Genomic DNA, 22,153 nt, shown 5'->3' on the forward strand with positions numbered 1-22,153 from the left:
TATAAGAAATGTAGTCAAACGGAAAATAGTGTTGATAAAGGTAATGATGTATTTTAAAATGGTTATAACAAATAGTTTTACGACAAGGGGAACTCTATATGCAAAATACAACAGTTTTATATGTGCCTATAGGTAGAAAAACATTTGATATTGAAGCAGCTGAAATGTATCGTCAAAAAAGTATGGAGTGGCTGAACGGCAACTGCAGTACTCTTATCGCGCCGGAGCAAATTATAACATCAGTTGAAGAATTACAGGGATTTCTTGATTCAATTAAAGGGGATAAGATTGATACCGTCTTATATCAAAGCGTTACGTTTGCCGACGGTGAATTTATGGTTAAGATATTGGAGTATTTTAAACAGCCTGTAATTGTTTGGTCCGTACGTGAGCCAAGTGTAGGGGGACGTTTACGTTTAAACTCTCTAACAGGCGGAAATAGCACCAGTAATGTGCTGCGTAATCATCAGCATCCGTTTGCGTTTGTATTTGGAAATCCAGATGAGAAAGCGTTGCAGGATCGTCTATTAAGACAAATTAACGTTATGCGCGTGTTAAAAGCATTAAATGAATTAAAAATTGGGGTAGTGGGAGATTATCCGCCGGGATTCTTCTTTTCACAAGCTAACGAAGATGAATTAAAAAGCGCACTTGGCGTAACGCTTCATAAGATGGATTTACAAGAAGCGTTTAAAGAGTGCGTAAAGCTTCCAGAACACGAATGGATAGGGGAAGTTGAGCGGGCAGAAAAGCAGGTGATTGGTTTAAATCGAAACGATGAAACCGTTGCTAAATTTGCTCAATTTTCCACTTATATTAAAAAGCACATTCAAAGTGAAAAGTTAGATGCATTAGCTATGCGATGTTGGCCCGATTTCTTTAATGATTTAGGAGCTGCTCCGTGCTCAACTTTATCTCAGTTTACGGAGGACGGAATGGTGACATCCTGTGAATCGGATATTCACGGATCAATCTCCATGTTTATCCTGCGTGAGTTAGCAGGCGGAAATGCACCTTACCTAGGGGATTTAGTTCACATAGACGAAGAAAAAAACTCAGTTGTTTTTTGGCACTGCGGTGCAGGAGCATATTCGCTTGCCAACCCTTCTACCGGAGCAACAGCAGGGGTACATCCTAACAGAAAAATCGGTTTTGCGATGGATTTTGGATTAAAAGCAGGAGAAGTAACGATCTTCAGGGTAAGTCATACGCCTGATGGGTATCGTCTTCTAGTGATGAAAGGAAATGCATTAGATGTAGAGCAGCCTTTTACAGGTACATCTGTAGAAGTGGAACTGGAGACAAATGCATCAGACACACTCTATGAACTTATGCACGCGGGGTATGAGCCTCACTTTGCACTAGTGTATGGTGATGTGACAGAACATCTAATTGAACTAGGGCGTATGCTTAATTTAGAAACAAAGGTGTATGTCTAAGAAGATCCTACTTCTCTGCTACAGTAAAAGTTAGCCAATACTATATAATAATACCAAACGCTAACTTAAAAGGAGTTTGAGAACATGAAAGATACAATAGGTTCTAATAAAAATATCGCGCTTTATCTTCAAGTAAAAGATGTCTTAATTAAACGTATACAAGAGAAAACTTGGAAGCCCAATACGTTAATTCCAACAGAACAAGAATTAATGCAAGAATTCGATGTAAGCCGTACTACCTTAAGACAAGCTATTTCTATGCTAGTACAGGACGGGCTGCTGGAAAAAAAACAAGGCAGGGGGACAATCGTAAAGCCTCAGCCACTTATCGGCGGCAGCTTAGGCAAGCTTAAAGGACTAGCAGAAGAAGTAGCAGAAAAAGGATTAACACCAAATTCAAAACTCATTCGTACTGATTTTAAAAAAGATTTGTATCATGAAACTTCCATGCTGGAATTGGACGCTGGAGAAGAGGTTTTAGTTATTGAACGAATTCGTTTTGCCGATGAAGTGCCTATTGCGATTGAACGTTCTTGCTGGCCTCTGCATATTGGAGAAATATTAGTTGAACAAGATTTAAATCGTGCAAAATTTTATGAAGTACTAGAAGAGAATGAAATCTTCTTAAAACGAGCTAAAGAGAAGATATCTGCGATTAATGCAACGATTTATGAAGCCGATCTGTTAGGCATACGAGGCGGAGAAGCCTTACTTGAAATGACACGAGTAAGTTATGGTTTTGATGATAAGCCACTTGAATTTACGGTAACAAAATATCGCAGTGATAAATATCATTACAATATTGAGCTTACAAGATAAAACGCTAATACAATTGGGGATGTGGAGATAATGACAAGTTTAACTCAAGTCAAACAATATGGTTTATATGTAAACGGGGAATGGGAAACAACAGCAGAAAAAATGGAAGTCTTAAATAAATATACGCAGCAGCCTGCAGCTGAAATCTCAGTAGCTACAAAAGATGATGTAAATAAAGCTGTGGCCAGCGCGAAAGAGGCGTTAAAAAACACTTTTTCACCATATGAACGCTACGAGGTATTAATGAAAGCAGCTGAGCTATTACTAAGCCGTCAAGAAGAATTTGCTGAAATTTTGGCTACTGAAGTTGGAAAGTCTATTCGTGAATCTCGCGGAGAAGTTGAGCGCGCGGCTACAACTTTACAAATTTCAGCGGAAGAGGCAAAGCGTATTCATGGAGAAGGTGTGCCTGTTGAATCAGCTCAAGGCTCAGAGAATCGTATGGCTTTTACAGTAAAAGTCCCGGTTGGAGTTGTTGCAGCTATCACACCGTTTAATGTACCTATCAATCTAGTTTGTCATAAACTTGGACCGGCAATCGCAGCTGGGAATAGCGTAGTATTAAAGCCTGCTGAAGTCACTCCAATTTGTGCGCTCAAGCTAGCTGAGTTAATGGAAGAAGCAGGCCTGCCAAAAGGGCGCCTTCAAGTATTGACTGGAGATGGAGCAGAGATTGGTGAATGGTTATTAGAAAACCAAGATGTTAATATGTTTACTTTTACAGGAAGCCCAAGAGTAGGAGAGCTTATCCGATCTAAGGCAGGTTTACGTAAAGTTTCACTTGAACTAGGAAATAATTCGGCTACTGTCGTACATAAAGACGCTGATTTAGAAAAAGCTGCATCTTTAATTTCTCAAAAAAGCTTTAATAACGCAGGACAGGTTTGCATTTCCGTTCAACGAATTTATGTTCATACGAATATTTATACTGCTTTTGTTAATAAGCTAAAAGAAAAAACAGAAAAGTTAGTAGTCGGCAATCCAATGGATGAGCGAACCGATATTGGACCTATGATTCGTCTTAAAGAAGCAGAGCGAGTGGAAGAATGGGTAAAAGAAGCGGTGGAAGAAGGGGCAAAAATTGAACTAGGAGGAAAGCGTGACGGTGCTTTTTATCTTCCTACAATTTTGACTAATGTAAATGATGAGATGAAAGTTTGTCGTCAAGAAGTATTCGGGCCAGTAGTAGCTATTGCTCAATATGATGAGATTGATGAAGTGATTTCAAAAGTAAATGATTCTGACTATGGGTTACAGGCAGGCCTTTTTACGAACGACTTACAGTTTGCTATGAAAGCAGCTCGTGAAATCGAAGTAGGCGGGTTAATTGTAAATGATGCTTCAGCGTATCGTGTTGACCATATGCCATATGGCGGTGTGAAAAAGAGCGGTAACGGAAAAGAAGGGCCAAAATATGCAATTGAAGAAATGACGGAAGAACGTATCATTGTTCTAAATTTATAATGTATTAGTTTAAATGAAAGACCTAGATTTTTAATTTTCTAGGTCTTTCATTTGGAAAATAACAAAGAAAAAATGACGAAGGTGAACAAATATGGAGTTCCTAACAATCCTCCTTCCTATTTTCGGGATTTTTGCACTTGGATTTATTGGACAAAAGAAAATAGGATTTGATACCAAAACGATTTCAACAATGTCACTTTATTTGATGTCTCCAGTTCTAGTGTTCAAAACATTTTACACAACCAAATTTACGATTGATTACTTATATCTTACGTTATACACATTTGCCCTTTGCTTTGCATTAATTGCTGTCGTCTATATTATTGCTTATTTCCAGCGATATTCTACTTCAGAAACCTGTGGAATGATATTAGCGTCTTCATTTATGAATAATGGAAACTATGGTACACCTGTTGTTTTATTACTTTTTGGCGTTACCGGCTTAGACTCTGCCATTATTCTCATGGTCATACAGCAACTGGTCATGTGTACAGTTGGAGTTTACTATGCTGCGAAAGGAAGTCCAAATGGAAATGGTATAAAATCAGCTATTGACGCAGTCCGACGGATACCAATTGTGTATGGGGGACTTTTAGGAGCTATATTTCAGTTTCTTCATATTCCATTAAGCAACTCTGTAAAAGAAGCGGTTGATTTAGTAGCTGGTGCAGCTATTCCTACCATCATGATCGTACTGGGCATGCAGCTAGCTAAAATATCAATTAGAAATTTAGCCAAAGCCAAAGTTTCATGCTCATTAGCTATCAAGCTTGTAATCTCACCATTTATCGCTTATATACTAACGCTTCTGTTACCGGTGGATGAGATGGTGAAACAAATTATGATCATTATGGCTGCTATGCCCACAGCTGCGAATACAACTATGTACGCGCTTCAATTTAATACAGAGCCGGAGTTTGTATCAAGTGCAACGTTAATTAGTACCTCCTTAAGCCTTGCTACATTACCTATCATTTTTCTAATTGTTTTATAAAATGACACAGAAAAACGTTTTAATATAGGTTGAAAAAATAATTTTATTATATGACTTTAAAAGGAGTAGTCAACGTGAATTCTCCTCATAACGCAGTTTTAAAAAGATATTTAAAGTTTATTTTCTATTTTAGTTTTGTGTTCTTCTTATACTTCTACTTCACATACAGTTTTCAACACTATCTGACTAAATATTTGTTTCTTAATTGTTTACTGACGGGGATCTCTTTTCTCATTCGAAATTTAAGAGGCTATACGGAAAAACTGTAGAGGCATCTGTATCTATAAAAGAAAAAAGCTTATTAAAAGGATTTATGGGTCCTTTTAGTAAGCTTTTTTGTATTGCTATTTATTAATCATTTTTTAGGGGCCGCCATAAGTATTTTTGTTTAATTTGTAAAAATATTTTGAATTAATGATCTCGCTATGATAATATTTAAATCAGTAAATCATATATAAAATTTAAAATCACATATGTGATTTAGAGAGGATTTCTTCATGTCAGTAAAATCAGCAGAACGTGTATTAAGGGTATTTGAATTGATTGCTCAACATCCCGAGGGGTTAACAGTAAAAGAGGTTAGTGATTTACTTTCGCTTCCACAAAGCAGTACGTTTAATCTTGTGGGAACCCTTCATAATGAAGGATATTTAAATCAGGACTCATTAAAGAGGTACAAGCTAGGGCCAAAGCTAATTCAAATTGGAACAGCGGCTATGGAATCACTGGATATTTCTTCTGAGGGAAAACCGTATTTAAAGAAACTGATGGAGGATGTTCAAGAAACGGTGTTTATGGCTTTGCTGTCAGATGGGGAGTTGGTTTATGTGGTTAAGATTGATAATAATCGCTCTATTAGAACAACTGCTCAGCCTGGCAACCGAAAGCCGCTCTATTGTACCGGATTAGGAAAAACCTTTTTAGCTTTTCTTCCTAAAGATCAGCGAGAACAGCTGCTTGAACATACGGAGCTGCTGCCTATTACGGATTATACAATTACAGATAAAAAAGTTCTTAATGACAATTTAGACTCTTTTATTCAAATGGGCTATGCAATTGATGATGAAGAAAATGAAGAAGGCTTATTTTGCCTTGCTGCACCTGTATTTGGAGCGAAGGGAAGCATTCAAGCTGCTATTAGTGTAGCTGGTCCTAAGGAAAGAATGCTGAAGCATAAAGACTTTATTGTAGAAAGGCTGCTTCAAACAGCAACTAATATATCTTTTATCGCTGGATATGAAGAGGCAAAGAGATAAATGAAAAGAGGGGTAAAATGGATGTGATAAGCATGGGGGAAACAATGATTCTGTTTACCCCACACTCGAATGGAAAAATGAGATATGCTAAAGACTTTTCTTCGAAAATTGCTGGAGCAGAAAGTAATACGTTAATCGCTCTGTCAAAACTAGGTTATCAAACGGGATGGGTTAGCCGATTAGGAAAAGACGAGCTAGGAGAGCGTATTCTTTCAAGTATAAAAGGAGAAGGAATAGATGTAAGACATGTGATATTTGATGATCATGCTCCTACAGGCCTATTTTTAAAGCAAAAGACAAATGAAATGAACAGTAAAGTGTTTTATTACAGACAAGGGTCAGCAGCAAGCTTTATGAATCCGCATGATATGAATGAAGAGTATATCTCTTCTGCCAAATATTTATACGTGACAGGAATAACACCTGCGCTGAGCGACTCCTGCCACGAAGCTGTTTTTGAAGCGATAAAAGCTGCTAAAAAAAATGGTGTAAAAATAGTGTTTGATCCAAATTTACGCAAGACGCTTTGGAATGAAGAAACTGCGCGTCAAACACTCATTAAAATGGCTACATATGCGGATATTATCTTACCAGGAATGAACGAAGGTCAGTTTTTATTTGAGAAGGATAACCCTGAAGACATTGCATCAGCGTTTCATGAATTAGGTGCAGAGCTAGTCGTTATTAAGCTAGGTGAGGAAGGAGCTTATTATTCAACTGAAAATGAATCCGCTTACGTAGAAGGCTTTAAAGTTGCTAGAGTGATAGATCCAGTAGGAGCTGGCGATGGGTTCGCCGCTGGGATACTATCGGGATTAATAGATAAATCTTCTTTAAAAGAAACAGTTAGAAGAGGGTGCGCTATAGGGGCTATGGTCGTCACCGTAGAGGGTGATATTGAAGGCTTACCTGATAAGAAAGAGCTTTACGAATTTATGAATGCGATTACAAAAGAAGACGTTATACGATAAAAGAAAGGGGCTTACCCATGACGGATAGTTTATCACATTTATTAGAGCATAAAATCGTTGCGATTATTAGAGGAGCCAAACCGCAGGACGTAGTGAAGGTTGCCTCTGCGCTTAATGACGGCGGTGTAAAAAATATAGAAATTACTCTAAATTCGCCTGACGCACTTTCAGCTATTAAAGAAGTTTCTACAGAACTAGGTGATCAAGTGCTAGTAGGAGCGGGGACAGTGCTTGACCCTGAAACAGCACGTTCAGCTATTTTAGCAGGAGCAAAGTTTATCCTTTCTCCAACTGTTAACACGGAAACGATTAAACTAACAAAAAGATACGGTGCGGTTAGTATCCCAGGGGCTTTTTCACCTACTGAAATTCTAACGGCATATGAAAACGGCGGAGATATTATAAAAGTCTTTCCTGCTAGGCTGGGTGCTAGCTATATTAAAGATATTCGAGGGCCGCTTCCCCATATTCCACTTCTTCCAACAGGAGGAGTAAGCTTAGACAATATTCAAGAATTTGAAGAAGCAGGTGCTGTAGGGTTTGGGATTGGAAGTTCTTTAGTAGATACAAATCGTGAAATTACTCATGCATACCTGCAGGAGCTAACACAAAAGGCTAAAGCATACGTAGCCGCAGTGAATGGTATAACGAAAGGGGAAAAAGTACATGAAAATTACTAATTATGAATTGTTCCAAGTGCCGCCACGCTGGTTATTTTTAAAAATAGAAACGGACAAAGGAATTGTTGGGTGGGGAGAACCTGTTATTGAAGGAAGAGCCTCTACCGTTAAAGCTGCAGTAGATGAGCTGATGGAGTATCTTATTGGCAAAGATCCATTAAATATTGAAGATCATTGGAACGTTATGTACCGAGGCGGCTTCTATCGAGGCGGACCTATTTTAATGAGTGCCATATCCGGGATTGACCAAGCTCTGTGGGACATAAAAGGAAAATATTACGACGCTCCTGTACATCAACTATTAGGCGGAAAAGCAAGAGAATCCATTAAAGTATATTCGTGGATTGGAGGAGACCGGCCTTCAGATGTAGGCGAAGCAGCCAGAGAAGTTGTCTCACAAGGATTTACAGCAGTAAAAATGAATGGAACTGAAGAGCTTCAATACGTGGATTCATATGAAAAAATTGATCAAGTAGTAGAACGTATCGCTGCTGTCAGAGAAGCAGTGGGGCCTTATGTAGGAATAGGTATTGATTTTCACGGAAGAGTACATAAACCAATGGCAAAAATTTTAGCTAAAGAACTAGAGGTCTATCGTCCAATGTTTATCGAGGAGCCGGTTTTGCCCGAAAACAATGAGGCATTAAGAGAAATTGCCAACCATGTATCCATTCCTATTGCGACGGGAGAAAGAATGTTTTCAAAATGGGAGTTTAAAAAGCTCTTAACAGATGGCTACGTTGATATTATACAGCCCGATTTATCACATGCAGGAGGAATTACAGAATGTAAGAAAATTATTTCGATGGCTGAAGCCTTTGATGTAGCAGCTGCGCCTCATTGCCCGTTAGGACCTATTGCATTAGCCGCTTGTCTTCAAGTAGATGCAACGTGCCACAATGCATTTATTCAAGAACAAAGCTTAGGCATTCACTATAACCAAGGCAGTGATTTACTAGATTATATTGTTGATAACCATGTATTTAAATATGAAGAAGGATTCGTGAAGATTCCTGATGGACCTGGTCTAGGTATTGAGATTAATGAAGACCATGTTAGAAAAATGGCTGATATCGGTCATAATTGGCGTAATCCAGTATGGCGTCATAAAGACGGTTCTGTAGCGGAATGGTAAAGGGGAAACCATTTTAGTATGGGAGATCTGATTGATAAATGACCATCAGTCAGATCTTCTTTTTAAACTAGTCATATACAGGGGGATAAGGGAATGAAGGGGTATAGCGAAAAGCCGACTCGCGTTAGATTTCGTGTTTTAGCATTTATTTTCGTAAGCGTTGTCATCAACTATATGGATCGAAGTAATATTTCTGTAGCTGCTACAGCCATGTCCAAAGATCTAAAGCTATCATCAGTAGAACTGGGTCTCATATTTTCAGCCTTTGGATGGGCTTATGCTGCTTTACAAATACCAGGAGGGGTAATGGCTGACCGTTTTGGCGCTCGTGCTACGTATGCCTTTAGTTTAATTACCTGGTCTATTGTTACGCTGCTGCAAGGATTTACTAAGGGATTTGTGAGTCTTTTTGGTCTGCGTCTAGCTACAGGAGCATTCGAAGCACCGGCTTTTCCGACCAATAATAAAGTAGTCACCAGCTGGTTTCCAAATCAGGAAAGAGCATCAGCTATTGCTTTTTATACTTCAGGACAGTTTGCAGGGCTAGCATTTTTAACACCTACACTAGTTACCATTCAGCACTTTTTAGGGTGGAGAGGTTTGTTTATTACTACAGGGGTTATTGGTATAGCATGGGGCATTATATGGTATATCTTTTATCGTGATCCTTCTCAGCATAGTAAAGTAAATAAAGCAGAATTACAGCATATCGAAGAAGGCGGAGGCTTAGTTAAAGCTGCTGATACGAAAGGAGAAAGAGCAAAGTTCGAATGGGGAAATCTTAAAGAAGCCTTTTCTCACAGAAAGCTATGGGGCATCTACTTAGGACAGTTTGCCGTCAACTCTACTTTATGGTTCTTTCTTACATGGTTTCCAACGTACCTTGTGGAATACAGAGGGTTAGATTTCTTAAAATCAGGATTCTTAGCATCAGCTCCGTTTTTAGCAGCGTTTGTAGGAGTATTATTATCTGGCTTTGTATCTGACGCCTTAGTGAAAAAAGGAGTATCACTAGGTATTGCAAGAAAAACACCGATTATCGTAGGTCTGCTTTTATCAACTTCAATTATCGGAGCCAATTATGTAAATAGCACATCTCTCATTATCATGTTTATGGCTATTGCGTTTTTTGGAAATGGTCTGGCTTCTATTACATGGGTCTTTGTCTCAACGCTAGCGCCTAAACATTTAGTCGGTTTAACAGGCGGAGTTTTTAACTTTATCGGAGGTCTAGCTTCTATTATCGTTCCAATTGTTATTGGTTTCTTAGCAAAAGGAGGCAACTTTGCTCCAGCGCTAGTATTCATAGCGGCATTGGCCCTTTTAGGAGCACTTTCGTATATCTTCCTTGTAGGGAAAGTGGAAAGAATTAAAGTGGTTAAAGATGAAGAATTGAATCGAGATATTGTGTAAGGCTGTTTATAATCTTATAGTTTTTTAGGAATCATACATCTGAAATTTTTTGTGGCCGGATTAAAAGAGAATTCTTGAAAATTCTATTAGAGAAAGAGCATAAATTTTGTTGGAAATCAACGGATTTACGCTCTTTTTTTACCTGTAAAGGAGGATTTCAGGCATTACAAGAATAAGATTACTAGCTTAGGTAGTAGTGATGTTCATAAATACAAAAAGCATGATAAAATACATAAAGTTTCTACTTTTTATTAACAGTAGTCAAAGAATAATAAGTAGAAAAGAATTAGTAGAGAGTTGAAGGTGCATGTACGAAAAAGGTTTTAGCAACTTCTGCTGTATTATTGCTAGCATTAGCAGCTTGCAGTAGTAATTAAACTAAGTAAATAAGAGCGGACCTTCCTTATAGTAGGGCCTGTTTTTTCTCTTTCTAAAAAGGAGCCGATGTGGTTTGTCCATATGTCAAAGTCAACAATATAAGCAGGTTTTATTCATAGATGATTGTTATAATACAAATAGTGCAGGGGCGATTACAAGCCTAATACAGAGATAAAATCGGAGGTAGCAAAATGGGGAAGAGTGGAATGTTTAAAGATTTTAATTTTAAACTAGTGGTCATTGAAGCTTTATTAGATCAAGATCCGTTATTTCTAGAAGAATTAAACGATTTAAAAGATAAGTATACGAATAATTTTGAATGGTATTCTGGAGCTGGACCAATTGTTGAAATCAGAGATTATTTAGAAGAGTTAACATTGGAAATGAGTGATTTGGAAAAGATTGAATCCCTTTGCTTTGATGGGGGTAATGAAATTTATCATATCCTAAAACCAGATTGGGATGGCGAAGACAGTTTTTTTGATGTATTATCTGTTGAAGGATTTCAGAACTTAACGAATTTAAAAACAGTGGACTATATTTCAATGTGTGATCCACAAGTATTAGAACCATTTAAGCAAGCTGGAATTGAGATTGAGGATTAAGTAGAAGGATGTTATTGTGCTAAAAGAAGCAATCCGCCTTTATGAAGAATAACGTTTTCTCATTATTGCCATCTAGAAAAATCAATAAGCAATTCTCCTATACTCCGTTTACAAAAACAGAAAACCCAACCTTTAGAGCTCACAGGTTGGGTTTTCTATTTTTAGTCTGTATACGCCACATATGTTTAGTAAATATAGTACCTCTTTGCAATACAAACTAAAAAACGTTATTGGCTTGGAATTTGAAGTTGAATTCTTGTAATTGAATTCTCTATTCCATCCGCCATTACCTCATCAATCACGTATTCCTCATATGCATACTCCCCTATTTTTAACCCTTTTTCTCTAACGAATTGAATAATTCGATCGTAAGCATGTTCGGTTTCGGCACCTTTTTGATACCCAACAACATATAATCCCTGGGGACGTGTATGACAATGAATTTTTTCTATCTCTTCTGGGATTTTGATATACAAATGTTCGTAATTGTAAAACTCTTTTTTTTGAATTTGTTCTCTCGCAAGCATTGCTCCAATTGGATATCCTCGATCTAATTTATGAAGTTGAGTATAATGAATGAGCTCTGGAATAACTGTAGTATATTTTTGTTCGGCTTCTTCTAAAATATTTTCACTAATCATAAAGGTTTCTTCATCTAAATATTGCAATGAAATAGAAGAAAAATCAGTTTGTAAAGCATGTTCTGCTAACTGTAAACGCGTTTGAATAATTGCTTGTAAATGATTAAGGCTCTTAATTTTTTCTTCAATTTCAAGAGATTTTTCCTTTAAAAGAGTAATCATATTTATTGGTTTTTTATCTTTTAAAAGAACTTTTATCTCTTTTAATGGAACACCAAATTCTTTAAATAAGGCAATCACTTGAAAGACTTCAAATTGTTCATATGAATAGTACCTATATCCATTCTCTGTTTTTATTTGAGGTGAAAGTAACCCTATCTCGTCATAATGAAACAGAGTTTGCTTTTTTACACGACAGAGATTCGCAAATTCACCAGTAGTAAAGTACTTTTCCAACTCTTCCCTCATAAAATCCTCCTTGACTATACGGTAACCATATACTTTATGATGTTCATTGTACTGGAAAGGAGATATAAACAGCAATGACGGGTCCTTTATTTCATTAAAGTAAGTGAAAAGGCAAATTGATGATGAATTTGAAGATAAAGCAATGAATAGAATTAAAGTTTGTTTAATTAGAGAAAAGAAAGAGTAGATAAGATGCAAATGATAAAAAAGAAAAAATCCTCCGTAGGTCAACTCCTTCAAGGTATATGGTCAAAAAATCGTAAAGGAATTAGCCTTACCTATATGCTCACCCTTGTTGAAAATGTTTGCGATCTTCTTTACGCTGCAACAATTGGTTTTGCAATCGATGGGTTGCTTAAAGGGAATCCAGCTAGCCTTATACCACTTGCTCTACTATGGATCCTTCACCTAGGGGTTGGCTTGTTCAGACACATTTACGATACCAAAGTATTCGTTGGAATTTATTCTAATGTTGCTGCAGAAATGGTGGAGCGCCAGCGTGCTGATGGAGTAAAAGGAACTCGAATTGTAGGACGTGTCTCATTGTCTCGAGAGATAGTAGATTTCTTTCAGATGGAGCTGCCGGCAGTTGTAACAACGGTTATTCGATTTTTAGGCGCTATTATCATGTTATTTCTTTATGACCGGTTTATTGGGTTCTTAAGTTTATTGGCACTAATTCCAATACTAATCATAAACCATTGGTTCGGTCGACGTTCTTATCGTTTGAATCACGCACTTAACAACCGAATTGAAGAAGAGGCAGATATAGTCGTTCATCGTCCACTTACCATTGTTCAAAAACATTTTGCACGGTTACGTTTGTGGCGTGTTGCTATTTCTAACGCTGAGGCTAAAACATGGGGGATGATGGAGATTGTCGTCATTCTCTTAACCCTAGCTACACTACTTAGACTTACAGGTGTTCAGGGTACTACGCCTGGTGCTATTTATGCAGTTCTAGCTTATATTTGGATGTTTCAAGAGGCAGTAGTTGGTCTTCCTGAAATTGTGCAAAATATTTCGCGTGTACTTGATATTGGTGAACGCGTTGCTGAAGACGTTAACAGCTAAAACCACAAAAGCTTAGCCAACCATTATTGTTATGTTATCCCTTAAATTATTGTTGTTGTCTTTTCAGAGAAATAAGCCCGTAAATATAGGTTAGGAGGATGTTTAATGAAAAAGATTGAAACTGATCGATTACTATTGAGAAACTTTTCTAAAGCAGACTCTCAAGCTCTTTTGGAATACTTGGCTAATCCAAGGGTAAACTGCTTTCTTGAAGACAAAGTTCACACAATAGAGGAAGCTACTTTAAAAGCTCAAAAAAGAACAAAAGATGACTCTTTTGTTGCAGTCTGCTTAAAAGGCAGTGATTATCTAATAGGAGAAATATTCTACTTAAAGGAAGATCCAGATACTTATTCCATTGGTTGGCACTTTAATGCTCAATATGAGGGGAAAGGGTACGCAAGCGAGAGTGTGAAGACGTTCCTTAAGTATCTGTTTACTCAATTGGATGCAAGAAGAGTCTATGCATACGTTGAGGAGGATAACTACAAATCACAAAAACTATGTGAAAAATTAGGGATGCGTAAAGAAGGACGTTTTGTTGAGTTTATTTCGTTTACTAAATACGAAGATGGAACACCTAAGTATGAAAATACTCTTCAGTATGCATTATTAAAAAAAGAGTGGATAAAAAATATTTCTTTTAATGAACCTGAGGAAAAAGTATCTCCTTAATTGATCTAGATAAACAGAATCAGTGTTAAATGCATTGATATTTAATAATCTAAGATATAGGCAATTTGTAGAAAAGCTATGTATTTGTCGTTATCTAATGTAAACGTTAAAACCTTTATAATAAAAAACCCCAGATATTTTGATTATCTGGGGTTTAAGGAGGGTAGACAAAAGCTGTTTTTAATCATTTTTTTTATCTATTTTTACGTACATAAAGGCAAATAATAAAAGTAACACAATACTAATAGGCAAAATAACGTAGGAATCTGTCGCTTCACTCACACTAGATTTTAATGTGTAGTTGTAAACAACAAGTCCAATCCCAACAATAGCTATTAATATTTGATATGTTCTTTTTTTACTAAACATACAAAACAATCCCCTTTACCTGAACAAGCTACTCCAAGGGTGTAGTGAAACTTACTTTAGACAACCATTAATAAACGTATCTATTCCTATGAGTGCTTATAATGCGTCAAAAGCACCTGGTGTAGCTCTAGCTGTCTTTTTTAACGCTAATTTCATAGCTTTTGCTTTGGAGTATTTAGCAACTCTGCTACCAGGCTTTTTAATTCTTGAATAGTAATCATAAGATTTAGCAAGTTTGTTAGCAAATTTAGTTGCACCATCTGTAACTTTAACAACTTTTTTAATTTTTAATACTTTCGTAATTGGAACAGCATTTGATGCTATGGCAGCAGCTATTCCTTTCTAGTTACCATAAAACAGCTTATAGGTATCTACAAAAATAAAAAAGAAAATTATTGTAATCGACCTTGTATATAATTAGGAATCTATATTGAGCTCATTAACTGAAAAAAGTATTCGGACTTCTGAGTTTTATTTAAGCTATACCATGAATCTAATGTATTTGATGCAAATACATCTAACTTTTTTAATACGTCCCTCGCGAATTCTAGAGGTGCTACTCCTGAAGCTGTAATCATGTTATTATCGGATACTACAGGTCCAACCTCATACAACTTCTCCCCTTTATACTTAGGACAGACCATTTTTGTATATTCTAAGTTATTAAGCGTATGCTTTCTAGAATCTAAGTATCCACTATTTGCAAGGGCATCAGTAGCACCACAAATTGCAGCTACAATAGTACCAAGCTCTAAGACTTCCCCAACTTTTTTCAATATAGGTTGATGAATCTCCTCACTCCATGTATTTCCTCCCGGTAGAATTAGAAGATCTTTATCCAGAAGAGCGCACTCATCAAGAGAAATATCCGGCTGTATACTCAGCCCCCCCATTGTTTTAATAATTTCTTTATTAACTCCTACCGTCATTACTTTTAAAGGGGCTAAACCTTGCCTGAAATATCTTCCTGAATTTAGTTCAGCAATTAAATATCCATACTCCCAATCTGACATTGTATTAAATACATAAATATACACTTTTTTTGTTTGCATATTAAACCTCCCGAACTGACGTTCTCTATATTATACCATTTTAAAGACATATATCTATAAAAAGTTAAAATATTCAGAAAAAATGAGGAGATTGAGAATCATTTTAAAGAAAACAAAATAGAAAAAGTCGTAACAGTAGGATTAACAACTCCGCATTGTGTATCAACTACTACTCCAATGAGTGATAATTTAGGATTTGAAACGTAGCTCGTATCAGATGCCACAGTTACATTTGCAATAAAAGGAGCAGATAATACATATTATCCAGCTAAACAAATACATACTGTGTCATTAGCAACTTTAGATAATGAGTTTGCCAAAATTTTAACAACTGAAGAATTGATCAAAAAGTTAAATTTGACTGAAGCAATACAATCATAAGATCTTTATTTTAACTGTATATCTTCTACGAAATTAGTTAACATAATACCTCTAAATTTAATGATCCAGTGGTCTTCGACATTGTGAAACAGAATTAAAAAGAAAAGGCCGTAAAAGTATACTGACTCCCAACTTGATGATAATAGAAAGAAGAGTGCATAATGAAATATGCATGTTTTTTTCTAAACTATAAGCAGCCGTATGAAATATATTAAAAACTATATTCGTAAAAAAGAAGGGGACTGTTCTATGAAAGCTGTACAAGTAACAGGGTATGGAGACGTAAGTAAATTAAGCCTAGTAGAAATTCCTATACCTGAACCGAAAGAAAATGAAGTTCTTATAAAAGTGAAGGCCTGTGCTATTAACAATACAGAAATTTGGATGAGAGAGGGTGCTTACGGTACTGACTCAAAATCTTGATGGCGACCGGAAGGAGTCCAGTTTCCACGTACACCAGGATCTAATATAACGGGAAAAGTAGTAAAAGCAGGAAAGTTAGTAGAGGAGTCTACAGTGGGAAAAGATGTTGTGTTATTCCCTTTTATATCTAGCGACGAAGAAGGGTACGAACATATTGCTGATGATATGTCTTTTATAGGTTCAGAATACGATGGCGGTTATGCTGAATATGTGGTTTGGCCTGCTGAACTTTGCTTTGACATGCCCCTATCAAGCTATTCAGAAAGTGCTGTTTTTTCGGTAAGTGGGTTAACTGCTTGGCACATGGTCAACCAAATTCAAGCTCAACCAGGTGAGACAGTTATAGTAACTGGAGCAAATGGTGGTGTGGGATCATTAAATGTACAGATTGCCTCTAAAGTCTTTGGTGCTAAAGTTATTGCAATCACGGGGGACTTAGAAAATCAAGAACGAATTAAGGAATTGGGAGCGACACACGTATTATCATATAAATCTGATACTCTTTCAGAAGACATTTTAGAACTGAACGTAGGTCCGGTCGATTCCGTTCTAGATGTTGTAGGAGATGCTTTGTTTTCCATATCTCTTCAAGTTTTAAAAAACGGAGGGGAATTTTGCATTTCAGGTTCCGCTGGTGGTCAGCATACAAATTTTGATTTTAGAACATTATATCTAAAACATATTACAATGTATGGATCTGTGTTGGGAACGAAAGCAGAGTTTAAAGAGATGCTTAAGGCCATTTCTGAGGGAAAAATTAAACCAGTTGTCGATAAAATTTTCCCTTTAGAAAAAGCAAAAGAAGCCCAAGTGTATTTTGAAAATAAAGGGAAGTTAGGGGAAATTTTATTACTTCCCGGAGAATAACCTTGTATCACAAAGGGTTCTTTCAACGAACATGAAAGAACCCTTTTAACATTACTTTTGGTTTTTGTTTGCTTGAGCGTTTTGACGTTTAACGTGTTGTACGTCAGTCTCGCTAGCAAATTCCGTACCGTATTTGCCAGAAGATGCTTGAGCATTCTTTTGCTTCACATGTTGTACATCTGTTCCTGAAGCTGTCTTGTTAGAGTATTTGTTTTCCATTACTATCACCTCCACAAGAATTAATATATCCAAGTGGAGAGACAGTATCCTTAGAAGTACCTGGTAAGAAAAAATTGAAAATTTCAGGAAGTATTGGGCATATCACTATGAGGCAACATGTACAAGAAAACATCGTCAATAGTTTGTTCGAATTTTTACCGATTATATATTATAATCCTTAGGCAGGATGCTCTTAAGATAATTCGTTGTGTAATTTTAGAATAGATGTACACCTTAAAATAGAGAGGTGTATAAAATCATGAAAAAGAATAGACTATTTTTAATACTGTTAGTTATCACTTGTTGGTCCAGCTTTTCATTTATGAAAGGCAAAGATTTTAAACGTTTTCTTCCAGCGTCCATTGCTATTTGTATGGTAACTAAATACCTTAATTCTTATGCTAAAAGAAAGAGTTTTTGGTCTTTTAAACAAAGTATACATCCGAAAATTCCTGGTGAAGATGTGTGGACATGGGGGCCCTTTTTTACTGTATCTATGTGGGTGCTTAAATCCACATACCGTAAACTGCCTCTGTATATAGCTGTAAATTTTATGATTCATACTACATTTACATTTGTAGTTGTACCTAAATTAAAAAAGGGCAGCATCTTTAAGCTTAAGAAAATTAATCCTTTTCAGTACGTAACCATTTTGACTGTTAGACAACTCCTATTATATGGTTTTCAACATATAAGTGAGTTTATAATGTTGAAGAAACTAGAGATAAAGCCGGATAATGGGGAGCATTAATAGGAGCATTCCTTTATTGGGTAAGTGATAAAAATATCTAAGCATCTTCATCAGTACACAGGTCACGAGCCGTTTGGATAAAGGCATCCGTTTCTTTTGATGTACCTTTCCTAGCACTGCTATATTAATTTCTCTGAACGTGTTGGGCTTTAACTCTCTAGAAACTACTTGTTCTGGCAGTGACAAGTAGTTTCTTTTTGTTGTAATCGTAATTCCTAATCCTCCTTGTACCATACTTAAGGCTGTGTCATATGTAGTTCTTCGCCGCCTTTTGTAAAACTTCCGGTTTTCGATATCTGAACAATAAGTTGAATTTGCGATTTTATCATATCAATTTTGTTATATACCATATAATTAATATGCATTTTATTTATGTTGGAACCTAATGTACCATAAAAGAGAATTAAACTTCAAGAAATCAACCGGAGGTAATTAGTATGGTCAATCGTAATAAATTGTTTCTACTTGCACTTATACTAGCTGCATTTAACCTTAGGCCGGGTCTAACTTCAGTTAGCCCAGTCTTTCATGGAATAACGAAGGATCTAGGTATGAGTTCAACTTTAGCTAGTTTGCTCACTTCCATTCCTTTGGTATGTTTTGGTTTTTGTTCGTTATTTGCTGGTCGTTTAGCAAATCGCTATCAACCAGAGAAGATGATTACTTTCGCTATAACTTGCATAGGTATTGCAACGTTTCTAAGGGCCTTTGCAAATTCCTCAATTTACCTGTTAATAACGGCTTTATTAATTGGTGCAGGAATTGGTGTTGTAAGCCCTTTGCTTTCTGGTTTCATTAAAAGTCATTTTCCAGACAAGGCAGCATCGGTGATAGGCATATACTCTACTTCAATGGTAGTGGGTGCATCTATTTCTATTGGGTTAACAACACCACTTCAACACTGGTTCAATCATTCATGGAAAAATGGATTAGCATTCTGGAGTATTCTTGCTCTACTAGCTATTCCACTTTGGCTTATGGTGATAAAACAATCTCGTATTCCTGCAAGTAATTTTTCACAAAAGACGAAGGTTTCTTTACCGTTAAAAAATAAAAAAGCTTGGTTATTAACTTCTTTTGTAGGGATTGTAACTCTGTTGTTTTATTGTTTTTCAGCATGGCTACCAGCCATTGTAGAGGAAAAAGGGTGGACATCAGCATTCGGTGGTCTTGTAGGTACAATTGCTATGATTGCACAGCTACCAGCTACTTTTTTATTACCTAATCTTTTAAAAGTGCTACCGAGCAGAAGGTTTTGGATTACAGCCTTTACCTTAAGTATAATAATTGGTTTATCCCTTTTATGTTTTACAAACGTAACACCTATTGTTTCAAGTATATGTTTAGGAGTTGGTGCCGGTGGTCTTGTGTCGCTAACTTTGTTGTTACCATTAGATATGGCATCTTCCCCTATGGAAGCAAGTACTTGGTCAGCAATGACTCAAGCAATTGGATATATGATCGGTGCAGTCGGCCCGTTCATAATTGGATTTCTGCGTGATTATCTAGGAAGTTTCGTTCCGACGTTATATCTTCTTATAATTTTAGGATTCATTGCCATCTTGTTAGGGTGGAAAATTACCAAACCAGCTAAGGGTAAAGCAGAGGGCCTACCTGTGAAATAAAAACCACGAAGTAAATCGTGGTTTTTATTTTAACTTTTGAGAAAGCTCATATAACAACTTTTAAAACGTAGAGTGATATTACTGTGTGCAAGAGGGAGGTGGTCCCATGAATACATTTGGTCAGATAAATAGTAGCCATTGTATAGAATCACGTGTGGGTATTGCCTACTAATAAAGCCTTATATTACTCGATTATTAGCTTAATACATATTTTTCCATCTTTCTGAGGTGACGTTATGGATTTACATGATTTAACAAGCCATCTTATTCATCGTACAGATGTAAGAGCAATGAATTATTTCAAGAAAAAGCTCAAACCTTATGGCATGACTCCAGTACGATGGAGCATCATTAGTGTTCTAGACTCTCAAAAAGGGATAACCCAAACAGAACTAGCAGAAGCAATTGATAAGAAACAAACAACTATTGTAGAAATGATTTATGCGATGGAGGAAAAAGGACTCATAAAAAGAATATACAGTGAACAAGATCGTCGCTTACACTATCTGTTTCTTACAGAAAAGGGGGAAGAGTTAAAGAAAACTCTTTTACCTTTAGTTAAAGACGTTCACCTCTTCGTCACGCGTCACTTAAGTGATGAAGAGAATACTCAACTGAAGATATTGTTAAACAAAGTATATAATGGTATACAATAAGCCGTGTTACTGAATATTCCTTTCTGGATCCTATACGGATTCTTCCATCATCCTTTTGTTTGATTAACAACGATTAAAAAGAGTAGAAATAAAAAAGACAGCCACTTTTTGTATCAAACGGCTGTCTTTTTTATATGCACTAAATAGCAACACATGTTTACTTAAGTGCTATTTAAGCATCTTCTTGAGCAAAAAGAGTGAGAGCTGTTTGAATAAAGGCATCTGTTGCTTTGGATGTATCTTTCATATCTAGCACTGCTATATTGATATCTCTAAACGTATCTGGTTTTAATTCACGAAAAACGACTTGGTCTGGCAACCACCAAATATTTTGTTTCGTTGTAATGGTAATTCCTAACCCTTCTTGTATCATACTTAATCCTGTCTCTATATAATCCATTTCAAACCGTACTTTAGGAGTCAAGTTATACTCGTTGAATAAAGCATGAATTTGTACCTCATAACCGCATTTTCCAATTAGTATATCTTCACCTTGTAGGTCAGGAATACTTATTGTTTCTTTCTGAGATAAAGGATGGCTTGAGTGCATAAGTACAATCAGTTGATCTTTTATCAAAGGTACGGTGTCAAAATCTTTATCAGGAGGAATAATAATTCCTACATCAATGCATTTGGAACGTAACCACTCTTTTACTTGATCTACACTACCTTCCGAAAGCTTGATTTCTATACCAGGATACTGACTTTCCATTGTACGTATGATTTTAGGAATAAACCTCGTACAAGCAGTTCGGTAAGCGCCAATGTGTACCTTCCCAATTTCTAACCCCTGTTCAGCCACAATTAATTCATCTACTTTTTGTAATTCACTCAGGATTGTTCTAAAAGTAATTAATATGCGCTCTCCTACATCTGTAAAAGATAATCCGTTCTTCTTATCTCTTTTAATTAACTTCGTTCCTAGTTGGGATTCAATTGTTGCTACAGCGCGACTTACCGCAGGTTGTGTCATATGTAGCTCTTCACCGGCTTTTGTAAAACTTCCTGTTTCTGATATCCGGACAATAAGTTCAATTTGTGATTTGTTCATATCAATTTTGTTATCTCCTGTATAATTAATATGCATTTCATTGGTATTAGAATCCAATGTATCATGAAAGAGAATTAAACTTCAAGAAATTAACCGAAGATAATTAGGATTAGCGATTGTAATAAATTATTTTCATTTGTGTTTATAGTACTGTTTTGAGGATTTTATTTTTAAAGTGCATTTGGCTTTAGCAAATGAGATCTCAATAGTGTATTTGCTACTGTAATGTTAGCTTGTACTCATATGATGTATCTAATTGATTTAGGAAAGCGGGGTGCTAACAATAGAGAATAACTCGAAGTTACAGCAGGCGATAAAAATATATAAAGCACTCGGTGAACCAACACGATTAAAAATTGCTCGGTTGCTTGCTAATGAAGCAAATTTATGTTGTTCGGATATTGGGACAAAACTTGAATCAATTGCTGAATCAACTTTATCCCATCACTTAAAACGATTAACTGATTGCGGACTTCTGAGTACTTACAAAGAAGGGACATATATATATTACAGCCTAGACCGTGAGTTAATTGAAAAGTATGCTCCATATGTGATGGAGTAATTTCTCTTATTTCTATATTTCTATACTTAAGGAAATATAGAAATAAGAGGTATGATCTTTCTTGTCTGGATTATGGCTAAATTGCTTAATAGGTATCCTCATCTAAATTATGAGTATATCCATTACTGGTACTTTAGATAAAAAGGCTAAAGCAAATCACTTATCGTTATCATAAGCGCGTTAAATTCATGGTGTGTCACCTTTATAAAACATTTTTTAAGAAACTGTAAAGGTCACGTTGTCTA

At 36.3% G+C, this 22,153-nt stretch carries 21 protein-coding genes and 2 pseudogenes; 18 read left to right on the top strand and 5 right to left on the bottom strand.

The window, feature by feature from the left end; genetic code table 11:
• Positions 1-98 precede the first annotated feature (98 nt).
• From sftI to ACH0CI_RS06260, 10 genes are all read left to right on the top strand, one after another.
• Positions 99-1,439 (top strand): sulfoquinovose isomerase, encoded by a 1,341-nt coding sequence (gene sftI, locus ACH0CI_RS06215; RefSeq protein WP_406901048.1) that lies wholly within the window; start codon positions 99-101, stop codon positions 1,437-1,439.
• Positions 1,440-1,523: 84 nt separating this feature from the next.
• Positions 1,524-2,258 carry a GntR family transcriptional regulator gene (locus tag ACH0CI_RS06220; protein ID WP_335708026.1) on the top strand — a complete coding sequence of 245 codons (735 nt, stop codon included), beginning with the start codon at positions 1,524-1,526 and terminating at the stop codon, positions 2,256-2,258.
• A gap of 30 nt (positions 2,259-2,288) precedes the next feature.
• A complete protein-coding gene (locus tag ACH0CI_RS06225; RefSeq protein WP_406901049.1) occupies positions 2,289-3,722 on the top strand; it encodes an aldehyde dehydrogenase family protein in 1,434 nt (477 codons plus the stop codon).
• Positions 3,723-3,813: 91 nt separating this feature from the next.
• Positions 3,814-4,716 (top strand): AEC family transporter, encoded by a 903-nt coding sequence (locus ACH0CI_RS06230; RefSeq protein ID WP_335708028.1) that lies wholly within the window; start codon positions 3,814-3,816, stop codon positions 4,714-4,716.
• 497 nt (positions 4,717-5,213) lie between these two features.
• Positions 5,214-5,972, top strand: a complete 759-nt coding sequence (locus ACH0CI_RS06235; protein ID WP_045295244.1) for an IclR family transcriptional regulator — start codon at positions 5,214-5,216, stop codon at positions 5,970-5,972.
• Between the two features lie 17 nt (positions 5,973-5,989).
• Positions 5,990-6,943, top strand: a complete 954-nt coding sequence (locus tag ACH0CI_RS06240) for a sugar kinase (RefSeq protein WP_406901050.1) — start codon at positions 5,990-5,992, stop codon at positions 6,941-6,943.
• Between the two features lie 17 nt (positions 6,944-6,960).
• Positions 6,961-7,623, top strand: coding sequence for a bifunctional 4-hydroxy-2-oxoglutarate aldolase/2-dehydro-3-deoxy-phosphogluconate aldolase (locus ACH0CI_RS06245; RefSeq protein ID WP_335707757.1), 663 nt, complete (start codon positions 6,961-6,963; stop codon positions 7,621-7,623).
• Positions 7,610-8,758, top strand: a complete 1,149-nt coding sequence (gene dgoD / locus ACH0CI_RS06250; protein ID WP_406901051.1) for a galactonate dehydratase — start codon at positions 7,610-7,612, stop codon at positions 8,756-8,758. Before ACH0CI_RS06245 ends, dgoD begins: the two co-directional genes overlap by 14 nt.
• Positions 8,759-8,851: 93 nt before the next feature.
• On the top strand, positions 8,852-10,171 hold the full coding sequence (locus ACH0CI_RS06255) for a D-galactonate transporter (RefSeq protein ID WP_028409933.1): 1,320 nt from the start codon (positions 8,852-8,854) through the stop codon (positions 10,169-10,171).
• Positions 10,172-10,740: 569 nt separating this feature from the next.
• Positions 10,741-11,154 (top strand): DUF6892 domain-containing protein, encoded by a 414-nt coding sequence (locus ACH0CI_RS06260; RefSeq protein WP_335707758.1) that lies wholly within the window; start codon positions 10,741-10,743, stop codon positions 11,152-11,154.
• 227 nt (positions 11,155-11,381) lie between these two features.
• On the opposite strand, the gene ACH0CI_RS06265 is transcribed toward ACH0CI_RS06260, so the two are convergent.
• The gene (locus ACH0CI_RS06265) at positions 11,382-12,203 is read right to left on the bottom strand and encodes a MerR family transcriptional regulator (protein WP_406901052.1); all 822 of its coding nucleotides are present in this window, start codon (positions 12,201-12,203) and stop codon (positions 11,382-11,384) included.
• A gap of 198 nt (positions 12,204-12,401) precedes the next feature.
• Between ACH0CI_RS06265 and ACH0CI_RS06270 the strand changes: the two genes are divergently transcribed.
• Together ACH0CI_RS06270 and ACH0CI_RS06275 are read left to right on the top strand one after the other, a co-directional pair.
• Positions 12,402-13,277: an ABC transporter six-transmembrane domain-containing protein gene (locus tag ACH0CI_RS06270; protein ID WP_406901372.1), complete on the top strand. Its 876-nt coding sequence runs from the start codon at positions 12,402-12,404 to the stop codon at positions 13,275-13,277.
• A gap of 105 nt (positions 13,278-13,382) precedes the next feature.
• Positions 13,383-13,952, top strand: coding sequence for a GNAT family N-acetyltransferase (locus ACH0CI_RS06275; RefSeq protein WP_335708429.1), 570 nt, complete (start codon positions 13,383-13,385; stop codon positions 13,950-13,952).
• Between the two features lie 180 nt (positions 13,953-14,132).
• On the opposite strand, the gene ACH0CI_RS06280 is transcribed toward ACH0CI_RS06275, so the two are convergent.
• Together ACH0CI_RS06280 and ACH0CI_RS06285 are read right to left on the bottom strand one after the other, a co-directional pair.
• Positions 14,133-14,321: a hypothetical protein gene (locus ACH0CI_RS06280; RefSeq protein WP_335706912.1), complete on the bottom strand. Its 189-nt coding sequence runs from the start codon at positions 14,319-14,321 to the stop codon at positions 14,133-14,135.
• A 425-nt stretch (positions 14,322-14,746) separates the two neighbouring features.
• Complete coding sequence (locus tag ACH0CI_RS06285) at positions 14,747-15,373, bottom strand: type 1 glutamine amidotransferase family protein (RefSeq protein WP_406901053.1); 627 nt, start codon at positions 15,371-15,373, stop codon at positions 14,747-14,749.
• A 90-nt stretch (positions 15,374-15,463) separates the two neighbouring features.
• On the opposite strand from ACH0CI_RS06285, the pseudogene ACH0CI_RS06290 reads away from it, so the two are divergent.
• Together ACH0CI_RS06290 and ACH0CI_RS06295 are read left to right on the top strand one after the other, a co-directional pair.
• A pseudogene (locus ACH0CI_RS06290) lies at positions 15,464-15,754 on the top strand (isochorismatase family protein); the annotation flags it as partial.
• Positions 15,755-16,003: 249 nt separating this feature from the next.
• A pseudogene (locus ACH0CI_RS06295) lies at positions 16,004-17,044 on the top strand (zinc-binding dehydrogenase).
• Between the two features lie 51 nt (positions 17,045-17,095).
• Here ACH0CI_RS06295 and ACH0CI_RS06300 read toward each other — a convergent pair.
• The gene (locus tag ACH0CI_RS06300) at positions 17,096-17,263 is read right to left on the bottom strand and encodes a gamma-type small acid-soluble spore protein (RefSeq protein ID WP_033580113.1); all 168 of its coding nucleotides are present in this window, start codon (positions 17,261-17,263) and stop codon (positions 17,096-17,098) included.
• A 259-nt stretch (positions 17,264-17,522) separates the two neighbouring features.
• Here ACH0CI_RS06300 and ACH0CI_RS06305 point away from each other — a divergent pair, with 259 nt between their 5' ends.
• The 3 genes from ACH0CI_RS06305 to ACH0CI_RS06315 all read left to right on the top strand — a co-directional run bounded on the left by ACH0CI_RS06305 (position 17,523) and on the right by ACH0CI_RS06315 (position 20,295).
• Positions 17,523-18,014 carry a hypothetical protein gene (locus ACH0CI_RS06305; protein WP_406901054.1) on the top strand — a complete coding sequence of 164 codons (492 nt, stop codon included), beginning with the start codon at positions 17,523-17,525 and terminating at the stop codon, positions 18,012-18,014.
• A 437-nt stretch (positions 18,015-18,451) separates the two neighbouring features.
• A complete protein-coding gene (locus ACH0CI_RS06310) occupies positions 18,452-19,639 on the top strand; it encodes an MFS transporter (RefSeq protein ID WP_406901055.1) in 1,188 nt (395 codons plus the stop codon).
• Between the two features lie 236 nt (positions 19,640-19,875).
• A complete protein-coding gene (locus ACH0CI_RS06315) occupies positions 19,876-20,295 on the top strand; it encodes a MarR family winged helix-turn-helix transcriptional regulator (protein ID WP_406901056.1) in 420 nt (139 codons plus the stop codon).
• 172 nt (positions 20,296-20,467) lie between these two features.
• Here ACH0CI_RS06315 and ACH0CI_RS06320 read toward each other — a convergent pair whose 3' ends face one another.
• The gene (locus ACH0CI_RS06320) at positions 20,468-21,346 is read right to left on the bottom strand and encodes a LysR family transcriptional regulator (RefSeq protein ID WP_045295232.1); all 879 of its coding nucleotides are present in this window, start codon (positions 21,344-21,346) and stop codon (positions 20,468-20,470) included.
• A 283-nt stretch (positions 21,347-21,629) separates the two neighbouring features.
• Here ACH0CI_RS06320 and ACH0CI_RS06325 point away from each other — a divergent pair, with 283 nt between their 5' ends.
• Positions 21,630-21,908 carry an ArsR/SmtB family transcription factor gene (locus ACH0CI_RS06325; RefSeq protein WP_406901373.1) on the top strand — a complete coding sequence of 93 codons (279 nt, stop codon included), beginning with the start codon at positions 21,630-21,632 and terminating at the stop codon, positions 21,906-21,908.
• Positions 21,909-22,153 lie beyond the last annotated feature (245 nt).

The organism is Priestia sp. 179-F W1.4 NHS (assembly GCF_045369295.1).
GTDB classification, from domain to species: Bacteria; Bacillota; Bacilli; order Bacillales; family Bacillaceae_H; genus Priestia; species Priestia zanthoxyli.

Excerpts from the sequence above, each read along its gene's own strand:
- ACH0CI_RS06300 (WP_033580113.1), bottom strand. The coding sequence starts at position 17,263 with ATGGAAAACAAATACTCTAACAAGACAGCTTCAGGAACAGATGTACAA.
- ACH0CI_RS06255 (WP_028409933.1), top strand. The coding sequence starts at position 8,852 with ATGAAGGGGTATAGCGAAAAGCCGACTCGCGTTAGATTTCGTGTTTTA.
- ACH0CI_RS06280 (WP_335706912.1), bottom strand. The coding sequence starts at position 14,321 with ATGTTTAGTAAAAAAAGAACATATCAAATATTAATAGCTATTGTTGGG.
- ACH0CI_RS06235 (WP_045295244.1), top strand. The coding sequence starts at position 5,214 with ATGTCAGTAAAATCAGCAGAACGTGTATTAAGGGTATTTGAATTGATT.
- ACH0CI_RS06245 (WP_335707757.1), top strand. The coding sequence starts at position 6,961 with ATGACGGATAGTTTATCACATTTATTAGAGCATAAAATCGTTGCGATT.
- ACH0CI_RS06260 (WP_335707758.1), top strand. The coding sequence starts at position 10,741 with ATGGGGAAGAGTGGAATGTTTAAAGATTTTAATTTTAAACTAGTGGTC.
- ACH0CI_RS06240 (WP_406901050.1), top strand. The coding sequence starts at position 5,990 with ATGGATGTGATAAGCATGGGGGAAACAATGATTCTGTTTACCCCACAC.
- ACH0CI_RS06285 (WP_406901053.1), bottom strand. The coding sequence starts at position 15,373 with ATGCAAACAAAAAAAGTGTATATTTATGTATTTAATACAATGTCAGAT.
- ACH0CI_RS06275 (WP_335708429.1), top strand. The coding sequence starts at position 13,383 with ATGAAAAAGATTGAAACTGATCGATTACTATTGAGAAACTTTTCTAAA.
- ACH0CI_RS06320 (WP_045295232.1), bottom strand. The coding sequence starts at position 21,346 with ATGAACAAATCACAAATTGAACTTATTGTCCGGATATCAGAAACAGGA.
- ACH0CI_RS06230 (WP_335708028.1), top strand. The coding sequence starts at position 3,814 with ATGGAGTTCCTAACAATCCTCCTTCCTATTTTCGGGATTTTTGCACTT.
- ACH0CI_RS06270 (WP_406901372.1), top strand. The coding sequence starts at position 12,402 with ATGATAAAAAAGAAAAAATCCTCCGTAGGTCAACTCCTTCAAGGTATA.
- ACH0CI_RS06225 (WP_406901049.1), top strand. The coding sequence starts at position 2,289 with ATGACAAGTTTAACTCAAGTCAAACAATATGGTTTATATGTAAACGGG.
- ACH0CI_RS06310 (WP_406901055.1), top strand. The coding sequence starts at position 18,452 with ATGGTCAATCGTAATAAATTGTTTCTACTTGCACTTATACTAGCTGCA.
- ACH0CI_RS06220 (WP_335708026.1), top strand. The coding sequence starts at position 1,524 with ATGAAAGATACAATAGGTTCTAATAAAAATATCGCGCTTTATCTTCAA.
- ACH0CI_RS06305 (WP_406901054.1), top strand. The coding sequence starts at position 17,523 with ATGAAAAAGAATAGACTATTTTTAATACTGTTAGTTATCACTTGTTGG.
- sftI (WP_406901048.1), top strand. The coding sequence starts at position 99 with ATGCAAAATACAACAGTTTTATATGTGCCTATAGGTAGAAAAACATTT.
- ACH0CI_RS06265 (WP_406901052.1), bottom strand. The coding sequence starts at position 12,203 with ATGAGGGAAGAGTTGGAAAAGTACTTTACTACTGGTGAATTTGCGAAT.
- dgoD (WP_406901051.1), top strand. The coding sequence starts at position 7,610 with ATGAAAATTACTAATTATGAATTGTTCCAAGTGCCGCCACGCTGGTTA.
- ACH0CI_RS06315 (WP_406901056.1), top strand. The coding sequence starts at position 19,876 with ATGGATTTACATGATTTAACAAGCCATCTTATTCATCGTACAGATGTA.